The organism is Jeotgalicoccus sp. ATCC 8456 (assembly GCF_016313225.1).
Classification (GTDB): domain Bacteria; phylum Bacillota; class Bacilli; order Staphylococcales; family Salinicoccaceae; genus Jeotgalicoccus; species Jeotgalicoccus marinus.
In genome coordinates this window covers 947235-964685 of record NZ_CP066224.1, presented here as the reverse complement: position 1 = coordinate 964685, position 17451 = coordinate 947235, and the positions used below count along the sequence as shown (strand labels likewise).

19 protein-coding genes are annotated in these 17451 nt (G+C 37.5%); 12 read left to right on the top strand and 7 right to left on the bottom strand.

Annotated features, from left to right (window positions below):
- The first annotated feature begins 3 nt into the window (after positions 1-3).
- Complete coding sequence (locus JEM45_RS04845; protein ID WP_026867367.1) at positions 4-1494, top strand: leucyl aminopeptidase; 1491 nt, start codon at positions 4-6, stop codon at positions 1492-1494.
- Complete coding sequence (locus JEM45_RS04840; RefSeq protein WP_198687918.1) at positions 1487-1858, top strand: PaaI family thioesterase; 372 nt, start codon at positions 1487-1489, stop codon at positions 1856-1858. Before JEM45_RS04845 ends, JEM45_RS04840 begins: the two co-directional genes overlap by 8 nt.
- A gap of 230 nt (positions 1859-2088) precedes the next feature.
- On the opposite strand, the gene mnhG is transcribed toward JEM45_RS04840, so the two are convergent.
- From mnhG to JEM45_RS04805, 7 genes are read right to left on the bottom strand one after another with little or no spacing between them, the layout of a single operon-like run.
- On the bottom strand, positions 2089-2505 hold the full coding sequence (gene mnhG, locus JEM45_RS04835) for a monovalent cation/H(+) antiporter subunit G (RefSeq protein WP_198687917.1): 417 nt from the start codon (positions 2503-2505) through the stop codon (positions 2089-2091).
- The gene (locus JEM45_RS04830) at positions 2483-2782 is read right to left on the bottom strand and encodes a Na(+)/H(+) antiporter subunit F1 (RefSeq protein ID WP_026867370.1); all 300 of its coding nucleotides are present in this window, start codon (positions 2780-2782) and stop codon (positions 2483-2485) included. The genes mnhG and JEM45_RS04830 overlap by 23 nt, the downstream gene beginning before the upstream one ends.
- On the bottom strand, positions 2779-3258 hold the full coding sequence (locus tag JEM45_RS04825; RefSeq protein WP_026867371.1) for a Na+/H+ antiporter subunit E: 480 nt from the start codon (positions 3256-3258) through the stop codon (positions 2779-2781). Before JEM45_RS04825 ends, JEM45_RS04830 begins: the two co-directional genes overlap by 4 nt.
- The gene (locus JEM45_RS04820) at positions 3259-4752 is read right to left on the bottom strand and encodes a Na+/H+ antiporter subunit D (protein ID WP_026867372.1); all 1494 of its coding nucleotides are present in this window, start codon (positions 4750-4752) and stop codon (positions 3259-3261) included.
- Positions 4742-5083, bottom strand: a complete 342-nt coding sequence (locus JEM45_RS04815) for a Na(+)/H(+) antiporter subunit C (protein ID WP_026867373.1) — start codon at positions 5081-5083, stop codon at positions 4742-4744. The genes JEM45_RS04820 and JEM45_RS04815 overlap by 11 nt, the downstream gene beginning before the upstream one ends.
- A complete protein-coding gene (locus JEM45_RS04810) occupies positions 5083-5550 on the bottom strand; it encodes a Na(+)/H(+) antiporter subunit B (protein WP_198687916.1) in 468 nt (155 codons plus the stop codon). The genes JEM45_RS04815 and JEM45_RS04810 overlap by 1 nt, the downstream gene beginning before the upstream one ends.
- Positions 5534-7933, bottom strand: coding sequence for a Na+/H+ antiporter subunit A (locus JEM45_RS04805; RefSeq protein ID WP_198687915.1), 2400 nt, complete (start codon positions 7931-7933; stop codon positions 5534-5536). The genes JEM45_RS04810 and JEM45_RS04805 overlap by 17 nt, the downstream gene beginning before the upstream one ends.
- Before the next feature lie 207 nt (positions 7934-8140).
- Between JEM45_RS04805 and JEM45_RS04800 the strand changes: the two genes are divergently transcribed.
- From JEM45_RS04800 to trpA, 10 genes are all read left to right on the top strand, one after another.
- On the top strand, positions 8141-8731 hold the full coding sequence (locus JEM45_RS04800; protein WP_026867376.1) for a peptidylprolyl isomerase: 591 nt from the start codon (positions 8141-8143) through the stop codon (positions 8729-8731).
- 187 nt (positions 8732-8918) lie between these two features.
- On the top strand, positions 8919-9140 hold the full coding sequence (locus tag JEM45_RS04795; RefSeq protein WP_370545408.1) for a hypothetical protein: 222 nt from the start codon (positions 8919-8921) through the stop codon (positions 9138-9140).
- Positions 9141-9319: 179 nt separating this feature from the next.
- Positions 9320-9697, top strand: coding sequence for a S1 domain-containing post-transcriptional regulator Ygs (gene ygs / locus JEM45_RS04790; RefSeq protein WP_166627222.1), 378 nt, complete (start codon positions 9320-9322; stop codon positions 9695-9697).
- 261 nt (positions 9698-9958) lie between these two features.
- Positions 9959-11161 carry an ornithine--oxo-acid transaminase gene (locus tag JEM45_RS04785; protein ID WP_198687914.1) on the top strand — a complete coding sequence of 401 codons (1203 nt, stop codon included), beginning with the start codon at positions 9959-9961 and terminating at the stop codon, positions 11159-11161.
- Between the two features lie 60 nt (positions 11162-11221).
- Positions 11222-12466 (top strand): Glu/Leu/Phe/Val family dehydrogenase, encoded by a 1245-nt coding sequence (locus tag JEM45_RS04780; RefSeq protein WP_026867380.1) that lies wholly within the window; start codon positions 11222-11224, stop codon positions 12464-12466.
- 591 nt (positions 12467-13057) lie between these two features.
- On the top strand, positions 13058-14083 hold the full coding sequence (trpD, locus tag JEM45_RS04775) for an anthranilate phosphoribosyltransferase (protein WP_235678927.1): 1026 nt from the start codon (positions 13058-13060) through the stop codon (positions 14081-14083).
- Entirely contained in the window at positions 14083-14859 is a 777-nt protein-coding gene (gene trpC, locus JEM45_RS04770; protein ID WP_026867382.1) for an indole-3-glycerol phosphate synthase TrpC, read from the top strand. The genes trpD and trpC overlap by 1 nt, the downstream gene beginning before the upstream one ends.
- Positions 14849-15463 (top strand): phosphoribosylanthranilate isomerase, encoded by a 615-nt coding sequence (locus JEM45_RS04765; RefSeq protein ID WP_026867383.1) that lies wholly within the window; start codon positions 14849-14851, stop codon positions 15461-15463. Before trpC ends, JEM45_RS04765 begins: the two co-directional genes overlap by 11 nt.
- Positions 15456-16661, top strand: coding sequence for a tryptophan synthase subunit beta (gene trpB / locus JEM45_RS04760; protein WP_198687913.1), 1206 nt, complete (start codon positions 15456-15458; stop codon positions 16659-16661). The genes JEM45_RS04765 and trpB overlap by 8 nt, the downstream gene beginning before the upstream one ends.
- A complete protein-coding gene (trpA, locus tag JEM45_RS04755; RefSeq protein WP_035857182.1) occupies positions 16654-17442 on the top strand; it encodes a tryptophan synthase subunit alpha in 789 nt (262 codons plus the stop codon). Before trpB ends, trpA begins: the two co-directional genes overlap by 8 nt.
- Positions 17443-17451 lie beyond the last annotated feature (9 nt).

The window sequence follows — 17451 nt, the reverse complement described above, 5'->3', positions numbered from 1 at the left end:
TTTATGAAAGTGAAATTTGAAGAGAGTTATGTGGCTGATGATTCAGTAATTGTCATTGGTTTACCAGAAAATGTTGAAGAAATGAAAAATTTTGCAGAACTCGATACTTTGTTAAACGGATTAACTAAGGAAATTATCACATCGAATGTGCTATCAACTAAGTTGAATAAGGTAACAACGACAGGCGTAACAATTCAAAGAGAATACAGAAAAGTTGTTGCAGTTGGACTCGGTGATGCTAGTCAATTGACGGTGCTAAAAGTCCAGGAAGCACTTGGTAATGTATTTCAGTTCATGGAAAAAGAAAAGGATAATAAGGCTCAAATTATTTTGGACACATTCGCTTTCGAAGCTGCTGAAGTTGCAGATGCTATCGGATTAATGGCAAAGGTAAGTACCTACGAACCAGTCGGCTATACTTCAGACAGTAAACAACAGTTCAGTGAAGGTTTAACGCTCACACTTGTTACAGAACACGATGTCACTAAATACTTCGAACATGGTGAGAAAGTGGGTTCTAGTATTAACCTAGCTAGAAACTTTGCGACGATGCCACCGAATTTACTATATCCAGAAAGTTATGCGGATTATTTAGCTGATAACTTTAAAAATCACCCGCATGTTAAGGGTGAGGTAAAAGATTTTGACACCTTAACCCAAGAAGGTTTTGGCTTATTGACAGCAGTAGGTAAAGCTTCACAAAGAAAACCTCGTCTTGTCACGATTGAATATAAGCACCCGGATGCAAAATTTGATGCACCAATAGTATTAGTCGGTAAGGGGATTACTTATGACAGTGGCGGTTATTCATTGAAGAGTCGTAATGGCATGCGTTCAATGAAATACGATATGAGTGGTTCTGCAAATGTAGTGGGGATGATTGAAGCTGTATCCAAACTCGATTTACCAGTACATGTTGTCGCAGTACTTGCGTTAGCAGAAAACATGGTAGATGGTAATGGCATGCGTCCTGACGATGTGTATCAATCTTTATCAGGTAAAACTGTAGAGGTTTCAAATACAGATGCAGAAGGTCGCTTAGTACTAGCTGATGCTGTTTATTATGCCGCAAAAGAGTATAAGCCAAAAGTAATGATGGACTTTGCAACTTTAACAGGTGCCGTTGTCCAAGCGATAGGTGAATATCGTACAGGAATATTTACGGATGTCGATAGAAAAGTGATGAATAACTTGTTAATCAGTAGTAAAGTCACAGGTGAAGATGTATGGCAATTACCACTTTCAGAGCATGAAGAAAAACGTGTGAGAAAGTCAGATATAGCTGATTTAATCAATGCCGACTTTAAACCAGGCGGCGCATCATTTGCTGCTGCCTTCATTAAAGAATTCACTGAAAACACACCATGGATTCACTTTGATATTGCAGGTTCAAGTAATAGTACTAGTGTGACACCATTTGGAAAAAAAGGTTCAACTGGTGTAATGATTAGAACAATTGTTGATTTAATTGAGTCAGGGACACTATATGAGTAGAGGATTGATTGAACTTCTTGGCATCAATGTCTTAGAAGTAGATGACGGGACATGTAGTATCGATATGGAAATTACATCAGATGCACTACAACCATTTGGTTTTGTCCATGGAGGAATTAATGCCGTTCTTGCAGAAACTGCTGCCAGTATAGGTGCCAGTCATCAAATTGAAGATAATCAAATTGCATTCGGAATGGAGCTTAATATTAATCACTTAAAAGCAAAGAGACAAGGCACTTTAATTGCTAAAGCAGTGTTGAGACATGCAGGTAAATCATCGCAGGTTTGGGAAATTGATATTACAGATGATGCAGATGATTTAGTTGCAGTTTCTAGATGTACCATGGCAGTAAGACAAAAATAAAACGTAAGATTGAAATAACTCCTTAGCTGTATAGATACAGCTAAGGAGTTATTTTTTTGTGTTTACTGGACAATGAGCCAGGGCATCTGCCTGTATTTTGTGTTTACTGGACAATGAGCCAGGGCATCTGCCTGTATTTTGTGTTTACCGGTAAATGAGCCCCGACCAATCTATCTGGTAAATAAAAAAACCTGTATAACATATGTAAAGATGTTATACAGGTATATCATTTAATCATCGAGTTCTTTGTCTTTACTGCGTTCGATTTTCAGTCTGACATGCTCTTCTGTTTCGATTTCGGAACCTGTTTCATCACGTTTCAATTCATTGAGAATGGTGAGTTTATAAGGTTCAACATCGGAGTGAAAGGCACTTCTGGCAATCATATGGGCACCAACAGGTGCAGATATGAAGATGAATATAATCGCTAATATCAGTTGGGTTTCGATTTCTGCTTGATAATAAGCAAAGTAGATAAATACCCCTATCAATGTCATACCGACACCTAGTGTCGAGCTTTTCGAAGCGGCATGGATTCTAGTATAGGTATCAGGTAAACGAATCATGCCAATGGCTGCTACTGCTGTGAAAAAGGCACCACCGATTAGAAAGATTGTAATGAGACTAACTATTATTATCTCTATCATTTTCGATGATCACACCTTTCTCTAGGAATTTAGCAAAGCCAACTGTACCGATAAAACCAACCATTCCGATTAGCATAATTATTGGTAAGAGATAGGTTGTTTCTAAGACGATGGATAATAGACCAATCATTCCCATCAAGGTTACCCCAAATGCATCGAGCGTGACGACTCTATCATGTAGTGTTGGTCCTTTAATTGTTCTGTACAACATACCAAGCATGGTGATAGCAAATACGATAATTGAAAAGATTACGATAATATATACAAATGATGTCATGGTTGAGCCACCTCTTTTATAACATTTTCAAAAGCAGCTTTAATGTTATCAATTTCTTCATCAGCATCATCCATATCTAGGCCGTGAATGTAAATAATGGAGTAGTCATCTGATATCGCAACAACGACTGTACCTGGAGTTAAGGTAATTAATGTCGAAAGTAAAGCAACTTCCCATTCTTCTTCTAAATCGCTCGGATAGGCATAGAAACCGGGATGGATGTCAATTTTTGGTGACATCACAATTTTTACAACATCAATATTCGCTTTGACAAGTTCTATTATAAAGATAAACAGTAGTTTAATCATTAAGTACAAACGGCGTAAGTAGAATCTACCTGGTAAGAAGTTTCTAAATAAGTATACTGCAACCAAGCCGATTAAGTAACCAGTGACAAAGGTTCCAACAGACATGTCAGCATTCATGAACATCCATAGAAAAGCTAAAATGATGTTTACTAATAGTTGAAATGACATTTATTCCACCTCCATCAAGTAGTTAGAATATGATGACGGATCGAAGAATGATTCGGCAGCCATTTCAAATACTGGGTAAAGAAAATCTGCTGATAAACCAAACACGATTGAAACGACTACAAGTCCGACTGCTGAGAAGAGTAGTTTATCTGATTTAATATCTCTAAGCTCAAGACCTTCTCTTGGTTCTCTAAAGAATACATTGATGAATAACTTCATAATGCTAAATAGGACAATCAGACTTGATAATAAGACGATAATTGCTGCAATAACGTGGTCGTTAAGGAAAGCTGACTCTACGATGAACAACTTACCGTAAAAGCCTGGTAAGGGCGGCACACCAGCAAGTGATAGGGCAGCAATAAAGAATGTCCAACCAACAACTGGGTGACTATTAATTAAACCACCTATATCTTCTGAATTATTCTTACCAGTTCTGTAGATGATGAAACCAACAAGTAAGAACAGGGCGCCCTTAATGATCATATCGTGTATTAGATAATACATCGCACCGATTGATCCAACTTCATCCATCATAGCAAAGCCAACAACGATAACACCGACGGCAATCATAATGTTGTAGATGATGACCATTTTCATATCAGTGTAAGCTAAAGCACCAATACAACCTACGATGATGGTCAACAAGGCAAGTAATAGTAGCACTTGATGGGTATAACCGACATCGTGTTGGAAGAACAGTGAAAATGTTCTAGCAATGGCATAAATACCAACTTTAGTTAATAGTGCACCAAATAAAGCAATGATAGGAATCGGTGGTGCATTATAAGAACCTGGCATCCAGAAATAAAGCGGGAAAAGTCCTGCTTTTGTTGCAAAAACAAATATGAATACTACTGCAACTAAGGTCATGACAGCTAAATTACCATCATAATTGGATAGCTTTATCTGAATATCAGCCATATTCAATGAACCAGTGATTGAGTAGAGATAAGCTAAACCAATTAAGAAGAAGTTTGAAGATACAACGTTAACAACGAAATATTTAAACCCTTCCTGCAATTGAATCTTTCTATTACCGAGTGTAATAAGTACATAAGATGCTAAAAGGAATACTTCAAAGAAGACGAACATATTGAAGATATCACCTGTCGTAAACGCACCAATAATACCTGTGATCATGAACATGACCATGGGATAATAGTAATATTTTTCTCTTTCATAGCCTATGGACTGGAAAGAGTAAACAACTGTGAAAAATAAGATAATCGATGTTGTCAGTACTAACAAAGCAGCGACCATGTCATAGACAACACTGATTCCAAATGGTGCGGACCAATTACTTATAAAGGTCACCATCGCACCGTTCTTGTATACATAATATATACTATATGCGCTAATACCAACCATTAGGGCACTGGTAATTGCTGAGACTATTCTGTGTGGAATAGGACGTTTGCCCATGAACAACATTATGACACCAGCAAAGAATGGAAGAATGATTGGGAGCATAGGTAAAATGTTAGTCGCCATGAGGAACTCCTTTCATATCTTCTGTGTTATCTGTACCGAGCTCTTTATAGTTTCTTAAGAGCAAGATCAGACTAAATGATGTCAGTGCAAATGAGATTACAATGGCTGTCAGTATTAAGGCCTGTGGGAGTGGATCTGTGTAAGTCGAGACAGAGTCATCGAGTACAGGAACATTACCCCGTTTCAGTTGACCCATAGTTAGAATCATTAAATGCACACCATGTGAAAGAATTGATATACCAATAATTATTCTTAAAACACTTTTAGACAATATTAAATATGTTGCACTAGCAATTAATATGCCAGACAAGATTATAGTAACAAGTTCCATTAGTCATCCATCCCCCCAACTAGGGAAACGATTAACAGTGCTGTTCCAGCTACTGTCATAAATACGCCAATATCAAAAGCGACAGCTGTGTGTAGTGCTACTTCCCCGAATATAGGAACATCGATATACGTATGTTGATGGGTGAAGAACGGTACTCCAAAGAAATACAAGGCTGTCGGTACAGCAATAGCTAGAAATAGACCGATACTGATGATTAACTGAAAGTTTATCGGAATCATTTTTCTTACAGTCTCGAAATCAAAAGCAATCAATAGAAGGATGACTGCTGAAGCTGCGAGCAAACCACCGACGAAGCCGCCGCCTGGTTCATAGTGTCCAGCTAAGAACATGTTTACTGAGAAGAGTAATATGATTAAAAATATTACTCTGCCCGTAAACTGAATGAACACATCGTTCATCTGACGTTGGACCTTACTGTAGCCAGCTCTCTTAAGCGTGCTCTTCATTATTATCATCCTTTCCTTTTACTTTTGCTTTCATTAATGCATATATACCGATGCCGGCAATGCCAAATACTAATGTTTCCATGAGGGTATCGTAACCACGGAAGTCAACAAGAATAACGTTGACCATGTTACCGCCAGCGGCGAGCTCATAAACGTTTTCAATGTGGAATTGGCTGATAGATTCAAACAACCTGTTTGAGTACGCTGATAATCCAAAGAGGATAACGACAGCACCAACACCAACTGAAATAATAAAGTTAGTGAATTTAAATTTAATCGTTTCTTCATGCTTAGACTTTTTCGGTAAATGATAGAAACATACTAGGAATAAGGTCGTCGTAACTGTTTCTATAGATAACTGCGTCAGGGCAAGATCCGGTGCTCTAAAGAAGGCAAAGAATAAGGCCATAGAGAAGCCGATTGCACCTAACATGATGATTGAAACCATGCGTGAACGCGTCATCATAATGATAGCTAAAGAAATCAAGATAATGATCACGAGAACCATATCCTGGATACCAACATCTGCAAAGTCATCGAATGTGATTGGAAGACCTGTAAAGAATGTTGTAATGATACTAAATAGAACGAAGAATCCAAAGATATAAACCATATAATCTCTAAAGAAACCAGTCATTACACCATCGGTTGCTTTTTTAGAACCGAGTTGACTATACAGTAGTCCTTGCTCATATAAATAGTTAAGAGTGAAATGCTCTTTATGGTAGTCATATATGAACATCCAGCTATTTCTAAAGATGTACATGACACCACCGATGACGATAATAGCGACTGTTGCCCATAAGGCCGGGTTATTAAAACCGTGCCAATGTGAAATTTGTGTGTTTAAGGCAGTATCTGTACCTAAAATACTCATAGCTGCTGGGTCAATAATCGTACCTGATAGGATATTTGGGAATAGTCCGAAAATGATCACTAAAGCAGATAAGATAATTGGTGAAATTAAGAGTAAAGCTGGTGCTTCGTGTGGTTCTTTTGGAGTGTCATAACTTCTATCTCCAAAGAAGACACCATGAATGAGTTTAAGTGAATAAACGAATGTAAAGATACTACCTACAATTCCTAGGATTGGGAATAGTACACTCCAATCAGCTAAGGCGCTAAAGTTTGCATGACTAATCTCAAACATCGCTTCTAGGAATAACTCTTTCGATAAAAATCCGTTAAATGGTGGAATACCAGCCATTGAAAGTGCTGTAACCAAGGTCATCGTAAATGATATTGGCATGAGTGTTAATAGACCACCAAGTTTTCTAATGCTACGTGTACCTGTTTCATGGTCGAGAATACCCGCTACCATAAACAGAGAACCTTTGAAAGTTGCGTGGTTAATAATGTGGAAAACAGCTGCAACGACAGCGACTGTAAATATTTCCTCATTTGCACCGGTCGCTACTGCAAGTGCACCCACACCGAGTAAACTCATTATAAGCCCGAGCTGAGAGACTGTAGAAAAGGCAAGCACACCTTTAAGATCATCTTGCTTGATAGCGTTGAACGACGCCCAAACCAGTGTAATCAGTCCGCCGAGTAATATGATCCACACCCAAAGCTCACTAAAGGCAAACACTGGTGTAAACCTAGCAACAAGGTAAAGACCTGCTTTAACCATGGTTGCTGAGTGGAGGTAGGCACTGACTGGAGTCGGTGCTTCCATGGCATCTGGTAACCAGATATAAAATGGAAATTGAGCTGATTTAGTAAAGGCACCAAGTAAGATTAAAACAACTGCAAAGGGTGCGAGATTACTATCGATTATTAGATCGACATTGCCAATCATTTCTCTAATGCTGAAGGTGCCTGTAATAATATACAGAACAATAAAACCACCAAGCATCATAAATCCACCAAAGAAAGTAATCAACATGGACTTCTGTGCCCCGTATATTGACTTATCTCTCGTGTACCAGAATGCAATTAATAGGAAACTGGAAATTGACGTTAGCTCCCAAAAGAAGTAAAGCATTAAGACATTGTCATTTAAGACAATTCCTAGCATGGCAGTCATAAAAATAAGAAGGTAGACGTAAAAATTGCCAAGCTTCTCTTCTTTTGACAAATAACCAATTGAATATAAAACCACTAGTGCACCTATACCAGAAATTAAAATGGCGAACAATAGTCCAAGTCCATCTATGTATACATCAAAATTCATACCGATTCTTGGCATCAAGTTTAAATTTTGATGAATTGGTCCATCAGTTGACACTGTGGGTATAAGTGAAAATAAATATGCAGCAATCACAGCAGGAACAGGTAGAACAAACCAGCCGAGATGTACATCTTTAACATACCTGTAGATAATAGCAATCGCAATTGCTGCTATGACAGGCAAAAATATAGCTATGTGTATAAATGTCAAAGTGTATCCTCCTCAAACGATATTATATTAACTTAGTATACAATAATAATTATATAAAATAAACGCATACCGTTTGAAATTATGAATAAGTACTTTATACTGTATATATGGGTGGAATTAGAAAAACGCTTAAAAACGAAAGTGAAATAATTTCATTTTTAATACACTGTAATTGAAATTTATAAAACTTTATTGGGAGGCCTTTTTATGGCGTACACACAGTTAACGAGTGAAATTTTAGAAGGTGAAACAAAAGCTGTTATCAAAACAAATATGGGTGACATCACTGTAAAATTATTTAACGATGTCGCTCCTAAAACAGTAGAAAACTTTGTAACTCATGCAAAAAACAATTATTATGATGGATTAATATTCCACAGAGTAATCAAAGACTTTATGATTCAAGGTGGCGACCCTACTGGTACAGGCATGGGTGGAGAAAGTATTTGGGGTCAACCATTTGAAGATGAGTTTTCAATGGAAGCATTCAACTTATACGGCGCATTATCTATGGCGAATGCTGGACCGAACACAAATGGGTCTCAGTTCTTCATTGTTCAATTAAAAGATGTGCCATCAGACATGCTATCTCAATTAGAAGGCGCAGGTTATCCTGCTGAAATTATAGAAAGCTACCGTTTAAATGGTGGGACGCCTTGGTTAGACCACCGTCACACTGTTTTTGGACATGCTATTGAAGGTATGGATGTAATTGAAAAAATTGCAGCTGTTGAAACAGGAAGACAAGATAAGCCTGTAGAAGATGTCGTTATTGAAACGATTGAAATCACAGAGTAAGGTAGATTTTTAAAATATATAAGTATTTAAAGTTTAGATCTTAGTATAGCTCTTCAATAATGAAGGCGTACTAAGGTCTTCTTTTTTAATTTAGCGCGTTAATAAAATGTAGAAAAAACTATCACAAATTAGTCATTATTATTGTCTTTATTTAATAAATCACTCTGATATACTAAGCAATGTGAAGGTGAGTGATTTAAAGATGATGCCATTCTTATATTTTCCTGAAGATAAAACAGAATATATTCCTGCACTAATAATGCTCTTAATATTTATGCTCTTGGCTTTTATCGTCTATAAACTCGTCAAAAAATATTCTCGTAATGAAGAGAAAAAAATGAAAGAGTTTGAAGAAAAAGTTCTTGAAAGACTAGAACACGAAGAGCAGGAGAGAAACAACAAGAACTAGTTCCGGCCTTAAAAATATTGAAGTGACTTACATATGATATGACTTCGAGCGATATTAGACTCGGAAGTGGCGCGTTCCGTGTAAAAATCTTAAATTTAAGATTTCTACACGGTTTTTTTGGTTGTTTTAAATACTTGTGTTAAGATGATTATGATTAATACAGAAAAAGCAGGGATATCATGGCAAAAAAATACCGAGTTGGCCAGTTCGTAAAAGTCAAAGTTACTGGTATTCAGTCGTACGGTGCTTTTGTCAAAACTCCTGATAATCGCGATGGTCTGATCCATATTTCTGAAGTGATGAACGATTATGTTCACGATGTGAATCAATACCTGTCTAAAGGACAGATTGTTAAAGCGAAAATTGTTAGCATCGATAACAATGGAAAAATTAGTTTATCGTTGAAAGAAAATGAATACTTTAAGAACGAAGAGAAAAAAAGAGATAAGCGTTCAGTATTGGAGAAGATTAAAGATACCGAAGCGTACGGCTTTCAATCTATTGAAGAGAGAATGCCAGGTTGGATTAACGATGCATTAGCCCGCATGAACGAATAAGTAATATTAAGGATCTGCTATGCAGGTCCTTTTTATTTTTAGAATATTTATGCACAGTTTGTTTATAAATTCGTTTATTAACATGGTTTGGTAAAGTATAAAATATCGTTGGAATGTATACGTTTTCAAACGTTGTTTTATAAGCACTTAACTGAGTAAATAAAAAACTTGCTAAATATGTTAATCGCATTCATTATGTAAATAAGAGATGTAAAAATTCTGTATATTATGAGAGATTTTAAACATTTAAGGAGGATTAATATGACAAAAACACAAGATATTATTAAGGCGACAGAAAAACACGATACAGATATTTATAAACCACTACCGATAGTAATTTCAGAGGCAGAAGGTTCATGGGTAAAAGACCCTGAAGGTAATAAGTATTTAGATATGCTAAGCGCTTATTCTGCAGTAAACCAAGGGCATCGTCACCCTAAGATTATTCAAGCACTTAAGGATCAAGCAGATAAGGTGACTTTAACTTCACGTTCTTTCCATGTAGATTGCTTGGGAGAATGGTATGAGCAACTTAGCCAATTATCAGGTAAAAACAGAGTGTTACCGATGAATACAGGGGCTGAGGCTGTTGAATCTGCAATCAAAGTGGCAAGACGTTGGGCTTATCAAGTCAAAGGGGTTGCATCAAATCAAGCAGAAGTTATAGCGATGAAGAGTAACTTCCACGGACGTACGCTTATTCCAATGTCCATGTCTTCTGAAGCAGCTTACCGAAAGGATTTCGGCCCTGAGGGTGAAGGTTTTGTACTCGTTAATTATGGTGACCCAGAGGCACTAGAAGATGCGATTACTGATAATACAGCAGCAGTAATACTCGAGCCAATCCAAGGTGAGACAGGCGTTAATATTCCACCTGCAGGTTACTTGAAGAAAGTTAGAGAAATATGTGATAGAAATAATGTCTTATTCATATCCGATGAAATTCAAGCGGGTCTTGGCCGTGCAGGTAAAATGTTTGCGACTGACTGGGATGAAGTTGTACCTGATATGTATATTCTAGGAAAAGCTTTAGGCGGTGGCGTTTTACCAGTATCAGTTGTTCTCGGTGACGATGAAGTCCTCGGTGTGCTTGATGAAGGGTCACACGGTTCTACATTCGGAGGAAACCCTCTGGCAGCACGAGTGTCTCAAGCGGCCTTGAATGTTTTAATTGATGAGAAATTGCCAGAGCGTTCACAGGAACTCGGTGAGTACCTGCTTAACAAGTTAAAGGAAATCGATCATGAAGCCATAGTGGACCTAAGAGGTAAGGGTCTATTTATAGGCTTAGAATTAAATAAGTCAGCGCGTCGTTTTTGTGAATTGTTAAAAGATGAAGGTGTCCTTTGTAAGGAAACACATGGTACTGTCGTTAGATTCGCGCCACCTTTAGTCGTATCAAAAGAGGATTTAGACTGGGCAGTGGAAAAAGTGAAAAAAGTTTTCTCGGAAGATGCTTTCTAAAATATTTCTTTATGATACAATACAATTGTATGAAAACAGTTACAAAAAGAGGCGGATAAAATGTCAGAAGAAATCAGTTTAGTTGAATCAACACAGAGTGTCATTAAAGAAGCGTTAGATAAACTTGGTTATAACGATGATATGTACCAATTAATCAAGGAGCCAATGCGTTCATTAAAAGTTCGTATCCCTGTTAAGATGGACGATGGCTCAGTTAAAGTATTTACTGGTTTTCGTGCACAGCATAACGATGCTGTAGGACCAACAAAAGGTGGGGTCCGTTTCCACCCTGGTGTGTCTGAAGACGAAGTAACTGCATTATCAATGTGGATGACTTTAAAAGCAGGTATTGTTAACCTACCTTATGGTGGAGGTAAAGGCGGTATCATCTGTGATCCGCGTGAGATGAGTATGGATGAAGTTGAAAGATTGTCACGTGGATATGTTCGTGCGATTTCTCAAATTGTTGGACCGACAAAAGATATTCCAGCGCCAGACGTATTTACAAACTCTCAAATCATGGCATGGATGATGGACGAGTACAGTGCGATTGACCAGTTTAATTCACCTGGATTTATTACAGGTAAACCACTTGTCTTAGGCGGATCAGAAGGACGTGACAGAGCAACAGCCCTAGGTGTTGTTGTGTGTCTTGAAGAAGCGCTGAAAAAACGTGATATGAAGATTGATGATATTCGCATTGTCATTCAAGGCTTTGGTAACGCTGGGAGTTTCTTATCTAAATTCCTCTTCGATAGAGGCGCGAAAATCGTAGGAATTTCCGATGCACACGGTGCCTTACATGACCCAGATGGTTTAGACATTGACTATCTTTTAGAACGTCGTGATAGTTTTGGTATGGTGACGAACTTATTTGATGATGTCCTATCAAACTCTGAACTATTCGAATTAGACTGTGATGTTATTATTCCAGCAGCAATAGAGAATCAAATTACAGAAGCTAATGCAGATAAGATTAAAGCTAAAATTTTATGTGAAGCTGCAAACGGACCGACAACGACAGAAGCGACGCGCATTCTAACTGATAGAGGCGTACTTATAGTACCGGACGTACTTGCGTCTGCAGGTGGCGTTACTGTATCTTATTTCGAATGGGTTCAAAATAACCAAGGTTATTACTGGACTGAAGAAGAAGTAAACGAAAAAATGGAAGAAAAATTAGTTTCAGCTTTTAACGAAATTTATGAACTCCATGAAAATCGCCAAATCGACATGAGACTAGCAGCTTATATCGTTGGATTAAAACGTACAGCAGAAGCATCACGCTACCGTGGTTGGGCGTAATTAATAAATTAATAATTATTAAAGTCCGTAGCTAACTTTGTTGATGTAAGTATAGTTTACGGACTATTTTTATATCTATTAAAAAAAACATTAATTTTAATACTTGCCAAATCAAAAATTAGTTGATAGTATGATAATCAAATTAACAGAAGATTAGTAACATATACCGATTTTTAAGAGAGCTGGTGGTGGTGAGAACCGGTAAATCGCTTATGCGAATGGACTTCTGGAATAATAACAAACTTTATTAAATTTTATAACTAAACGAGTGGATCGATTCTATCGGTCAATATAGGTGGCACCGCGGCTTTCCGTCCTTAATATTATATATATTAAGTGCGGAGAGCTTTTTTGTGTTAATTAAATATTAGCAGTTAGATATAGTAGCAGTAATTTGTTGTTAACAGCGAACCGGGATGGTGGAAACCGGTAACATGATTTACTGACGAAGTGGAATCTAAACAATACTGTTCGGGTCATGCCGTTATCCATTAGAGTGAAGCGTAGCTTCAATTGAGGTGGTACCACGGTGTTAATCGTCCTCCATGACTTTGTCATGGGGGACTTTTTTAATTTAAGGAGGAAGTAAAAATGACAATGATAACTACAGCAATAAACAAAGTATCTGCAAAATTAGATTTAACATACGACGAAATGTACGAATTATTCACAGAAATACTCGATGGAAAAGTTTCGGATGAAGCACTAAGACAATTCATTGTAGCCTTAAGTGAGAAAGGTGAAACGGAAGATGAAATCACAGCAATTGCAGAGGTATTGATAAGTCATGCAAAAGATATTCCGGACTTTAACGGACAGGCAATGGACAATTGTGGTACTGGTGGAGATCGCTCGGAGAGCTTTAATATTTCAACCACATCAGCCTTTGTATTGGCGAGCGCCGGAGTCACTATTGCCAAACATGGCAACAAGAGCATAACAAGTAAAACAGGTAGCTCGGATGTACTTAGACAACTTGGCGTTGATTTGAATTTCGACAGCGAAAGAGTGGCGAGTGAATTAAATAATGTTGGAATCTCATTCCTAAGTGCACCACATGTACATCCCAAAATGAAACAGATTATGAAAGTAAGATCAATGATTAAGACACCAACAGTATTTAATTTCATTGGTCCATGTATTAGCCCCATTAATCTTAGCTATCAATTTTTAGGTGTATTTGACCAGAGTAAATTGATGACAATTGCTAAAGTACTCAATCGACTCGGTAGAAAAAATGCAGTTGTGATTAACGGTGCAGGGAATATGGATGAAGCAACCTTACTTGGGAAGAATCATCTCGTTTTCTTAAAAGATGGCGAGTTTAAAGAAATGGAGCTCGACCCAACAGAATATGGACTAACACTATGTTCTAAAGATGATATCAAAGGTGGCGATGGTGAGGAGAATAAAGAGATTCTAATCAATATCCTAAACAATAAAGGTACAAAAGCTCAGACAGAAACCATTACCTTAAATGCAGGCATTGCACTCTATGTAGCAGAAAAAGTTGAGTCGATCGACGAAGGCATTGAGTTAGCAAATGAAATTATAAAAAGTGGTAAAGCATATCAAACGCTCGAAGCAGTTAGAAAAAATCATGAGGTGTTAGCGTAATGACAATCCTAGATACATTAGTCGAAGTGAAAAAGAAGGCATTAAAAAATTTCCCAGAACATGTAGAAGTAATTAAAAGAGAAAAACCAGTCGACTTTGTGAACGTACTTAAAACTCAAGATGACATCGCTCTAATAGCAGAAGTTAAACGTGCTTCACCCTCAAAAGGTGAAATCAATTCAACAATGAATCCCATAGAACAAGCACAAAGTTATGTTGAAGGTGGGGCTGATGCTATCAGTGTCTTAACGGAAAGAGAATACTTTAAAGGCACATACAATGATATGTATGAAATTTCAAAAGTGATTCAAAAGCCAATTCTTAATAAGGACTTTGTCATCGATAAGCGTCAAATTGCAACTGCTTATAACAATGGTGCTGATATAATTCTCCTCATTGTCACAATTCTCGATGATGCAAGATTACAGGGACTCTATGATTATGCAAAATCCTTAGATCTCAGTGTCATTGTTGAAGTACATGATGAAACAGAGCTTAAACGTGCTCTTAAAATTTCTCCAGAAATTATTGGTATAAACAACAGGGATTTAAAGACTTTTAAAGTAGATATCAACAATTCTAAAAATTTGATTGCTAAAAGTGGACGTAAGGATATTCATTTTATTGCTGAGAGTGGTATACAAAACGGAAAAGATTCAAGTGCAATGTTAGTGGCCGGTGCAAGAGGTATTTTAGTCGGGGAATCTCTAATGAAAGCAGATAATATTGTGGACAAAGTCGAAGAACTAAAAGGAGGCAAACTACGTGAAAGTTAAAATATGTGGCATTAAAAATACAGAAGAGGCTCTAGCGATAACTGAGGCTGGAGCAGATTTTATAGGTATGGTATTTGCCCCGAGTAAACGACAAATTAATATTGAAACAGCCAAATCGATCACATCAGCTTTAAAAAGTTATTCAACTAAAACAGTGGGTGTATTTGTGAATCCGACTGAAGAAGAGCTTGAGCTAGCTTTAGCAAGTGGATTGGATTATATACAATTTCATGGTGATGAATCAGTTGATTTGGTACAAAAATACAAAGAGAGAGCAATCAAAGCTTTTCCATCTGATTCCGTAATCACTTATAAAGAAAAATTTTCTTATCCAGCTGATTATATTTTAATCGATAGTCCACGTAAGACTCACTACGGTGGAAGTGGGGTTGCCTTTGATTGGTCAAGCTTACCTCAAGCTGAAATAGACAAAGACAGGTTTGCACTCGCAGGTGGCTTAAATCCAGGCAATATCAAAGCGGCAATTAAAGCAGCAAGACCCACATTGGTAGATGTTTCAAGTGGTGTCGAAACAAATGGTGAGAAAGATTTAAGAAAAGTAAAAGAATTTATAAATAATATAAGAGGTGTAGAAAATGAATGAAGCTATAAAAGAAATCAAGGGTAAGTTTGGTCAGTTCGGTGGCGCCTACGTCGCAGAGTCACTTGTTGCAACACTAGAAGAATTGGAAGCTGCTTATGAAAAGGCCAAACAAGATCCAGACTTCCAAAAGGAATTTGACTATTTAATGAAGGAATATGTAGGACGAGAAAACCCACTATACTATGCTGAGCGCTTAACTGAAAAACTAGGTGGCGCAAAAATATATTTAAAAAGGGAAGACTTAAATCATACTGGTGCACATAAGATTAACAATGCAATCGGACAAGGTCTTTTGACTAAATACATGGGGAAAACAAAAGTCATTGCAGAAACTGGTGCGGGTCAACACGGCGTTGCCACTGCAACAATTGCAGCACTATTAGGCTTAGAATGTAAGGTGTTTATGGGTGCCAAAGACGCAGCGAGACAAGAATTGAATGTATTTAGAATGGAGCTTCTTGGTGCAGAAGTCATCAAGGTAGAACAAGGGACGAAGACCTTAAAGGATGCTGTCAATGAAGCTATGCGTTACTGGGTACAACATATGGAAGATACGCATTACGTCATTGGATCAGCCTTAGGTCCACACCCATTCCCAGAAATTGTCCGTGACTTCCAAAGTATTATTTCTAAAGAAACAAGAGAACAAATCTTAGAAAAAGAAGGTCGCTTGCCAAACAAAGTCATTGCCTGTATAGGTGGAGGCAGTAACGCAATTGGCATGTTTACGAACTTTATCGAAGATGAGGTAGTTGAAATTATCGGTGTAGAAGCTGCGGGTAAAGGGATTGATACAGATGAAACTGCGGCTGCAATTAACAAGGGCTCAGTCGGCATTGCACACGGTGCAAAAATGCATATGTTACAAGATGACAACGGCCAACTCCTAGGCACACATTCCATTTCTGCAGGCCTAGACTACCCAGGAATCGGTCCTGAACACAGCTATCTGCATGAGATAGGTCGAGCTAAATACGAATATGCAAACGATAAAGAAGCCCTAGCTGCCTTTCAAGAATTATCTAGAACTGAAGGTATTATTCCTGCTCTAGAAAGTTCCCATGCTTTAGCATATGTAATTAGAGTTGCCCCAACTTTAGCAAAAGATGAAATTATTGTTGTTAACTTATCAGGTCGAGGGGATAAGGATGTACAACTCGTTAAAGACGCCTTAGAAGGGATGAATAAAAATGACTAAGTATCAAATAAGAGATACTTTTAAACAGCTTGATATGGATGGGAATAAAGCTTTTATTGCTTATTTAATGGCTGGAGATGGTAGCTTAGATCAACTATTAAATCAAATTCAAATCCTCGAAGATTCTGGTGTGGATCTAATTGAGATTGGTGTGCCTTTTTCTGACCCAGCGGCAGATGGCCCGGTCATTCAAGATGCAGGACTGCGTGCATTAGAAAAAAATATTAGTTTAAACGATATTTTAAACAAATTAAGTGAAATCAAGGATGAAATCCATATACCATATGTACTGATGACTTATTACAACCCAATCTTTAAATATGGCCTTGAAGCTTTTAAAGAAGTTGCAGTTGCAGCAGGTGTAAGTGGATTGATTGTTCCTGACTTACCGTTAGATGAAGAAGCTGAACTTAAATCTGCACTTGTTGACTCCGACTTAGCCATCATCAGGTTAGTAACCTTGACTACGTCGGATGAGCGATTGAAAAAGATAGTTTCAGAGGCAGAAGGTTTTATATACGCAGTAGCTGTCAATGGTATAACTGGAAAAAGAGTGGGCTATAGTCAGGAAGTATATGATTATCTTGAAAGAATTAAGAAATATGCCACAATTCCTGTTTGTTCTGGATTTGGCATATCTAATAAAGAGAATGCAAAGGCCTTAGGCGGGTACTGTGATGGTGTCATTGTCGGTTCAAAAATTGTAGAACTTCTGCATAATGGAAAGACAGAAGAGATTAAGAATTTAATTCCTGAAAAGTATATTTCAAGTGTAAATTAGAGAAATAAT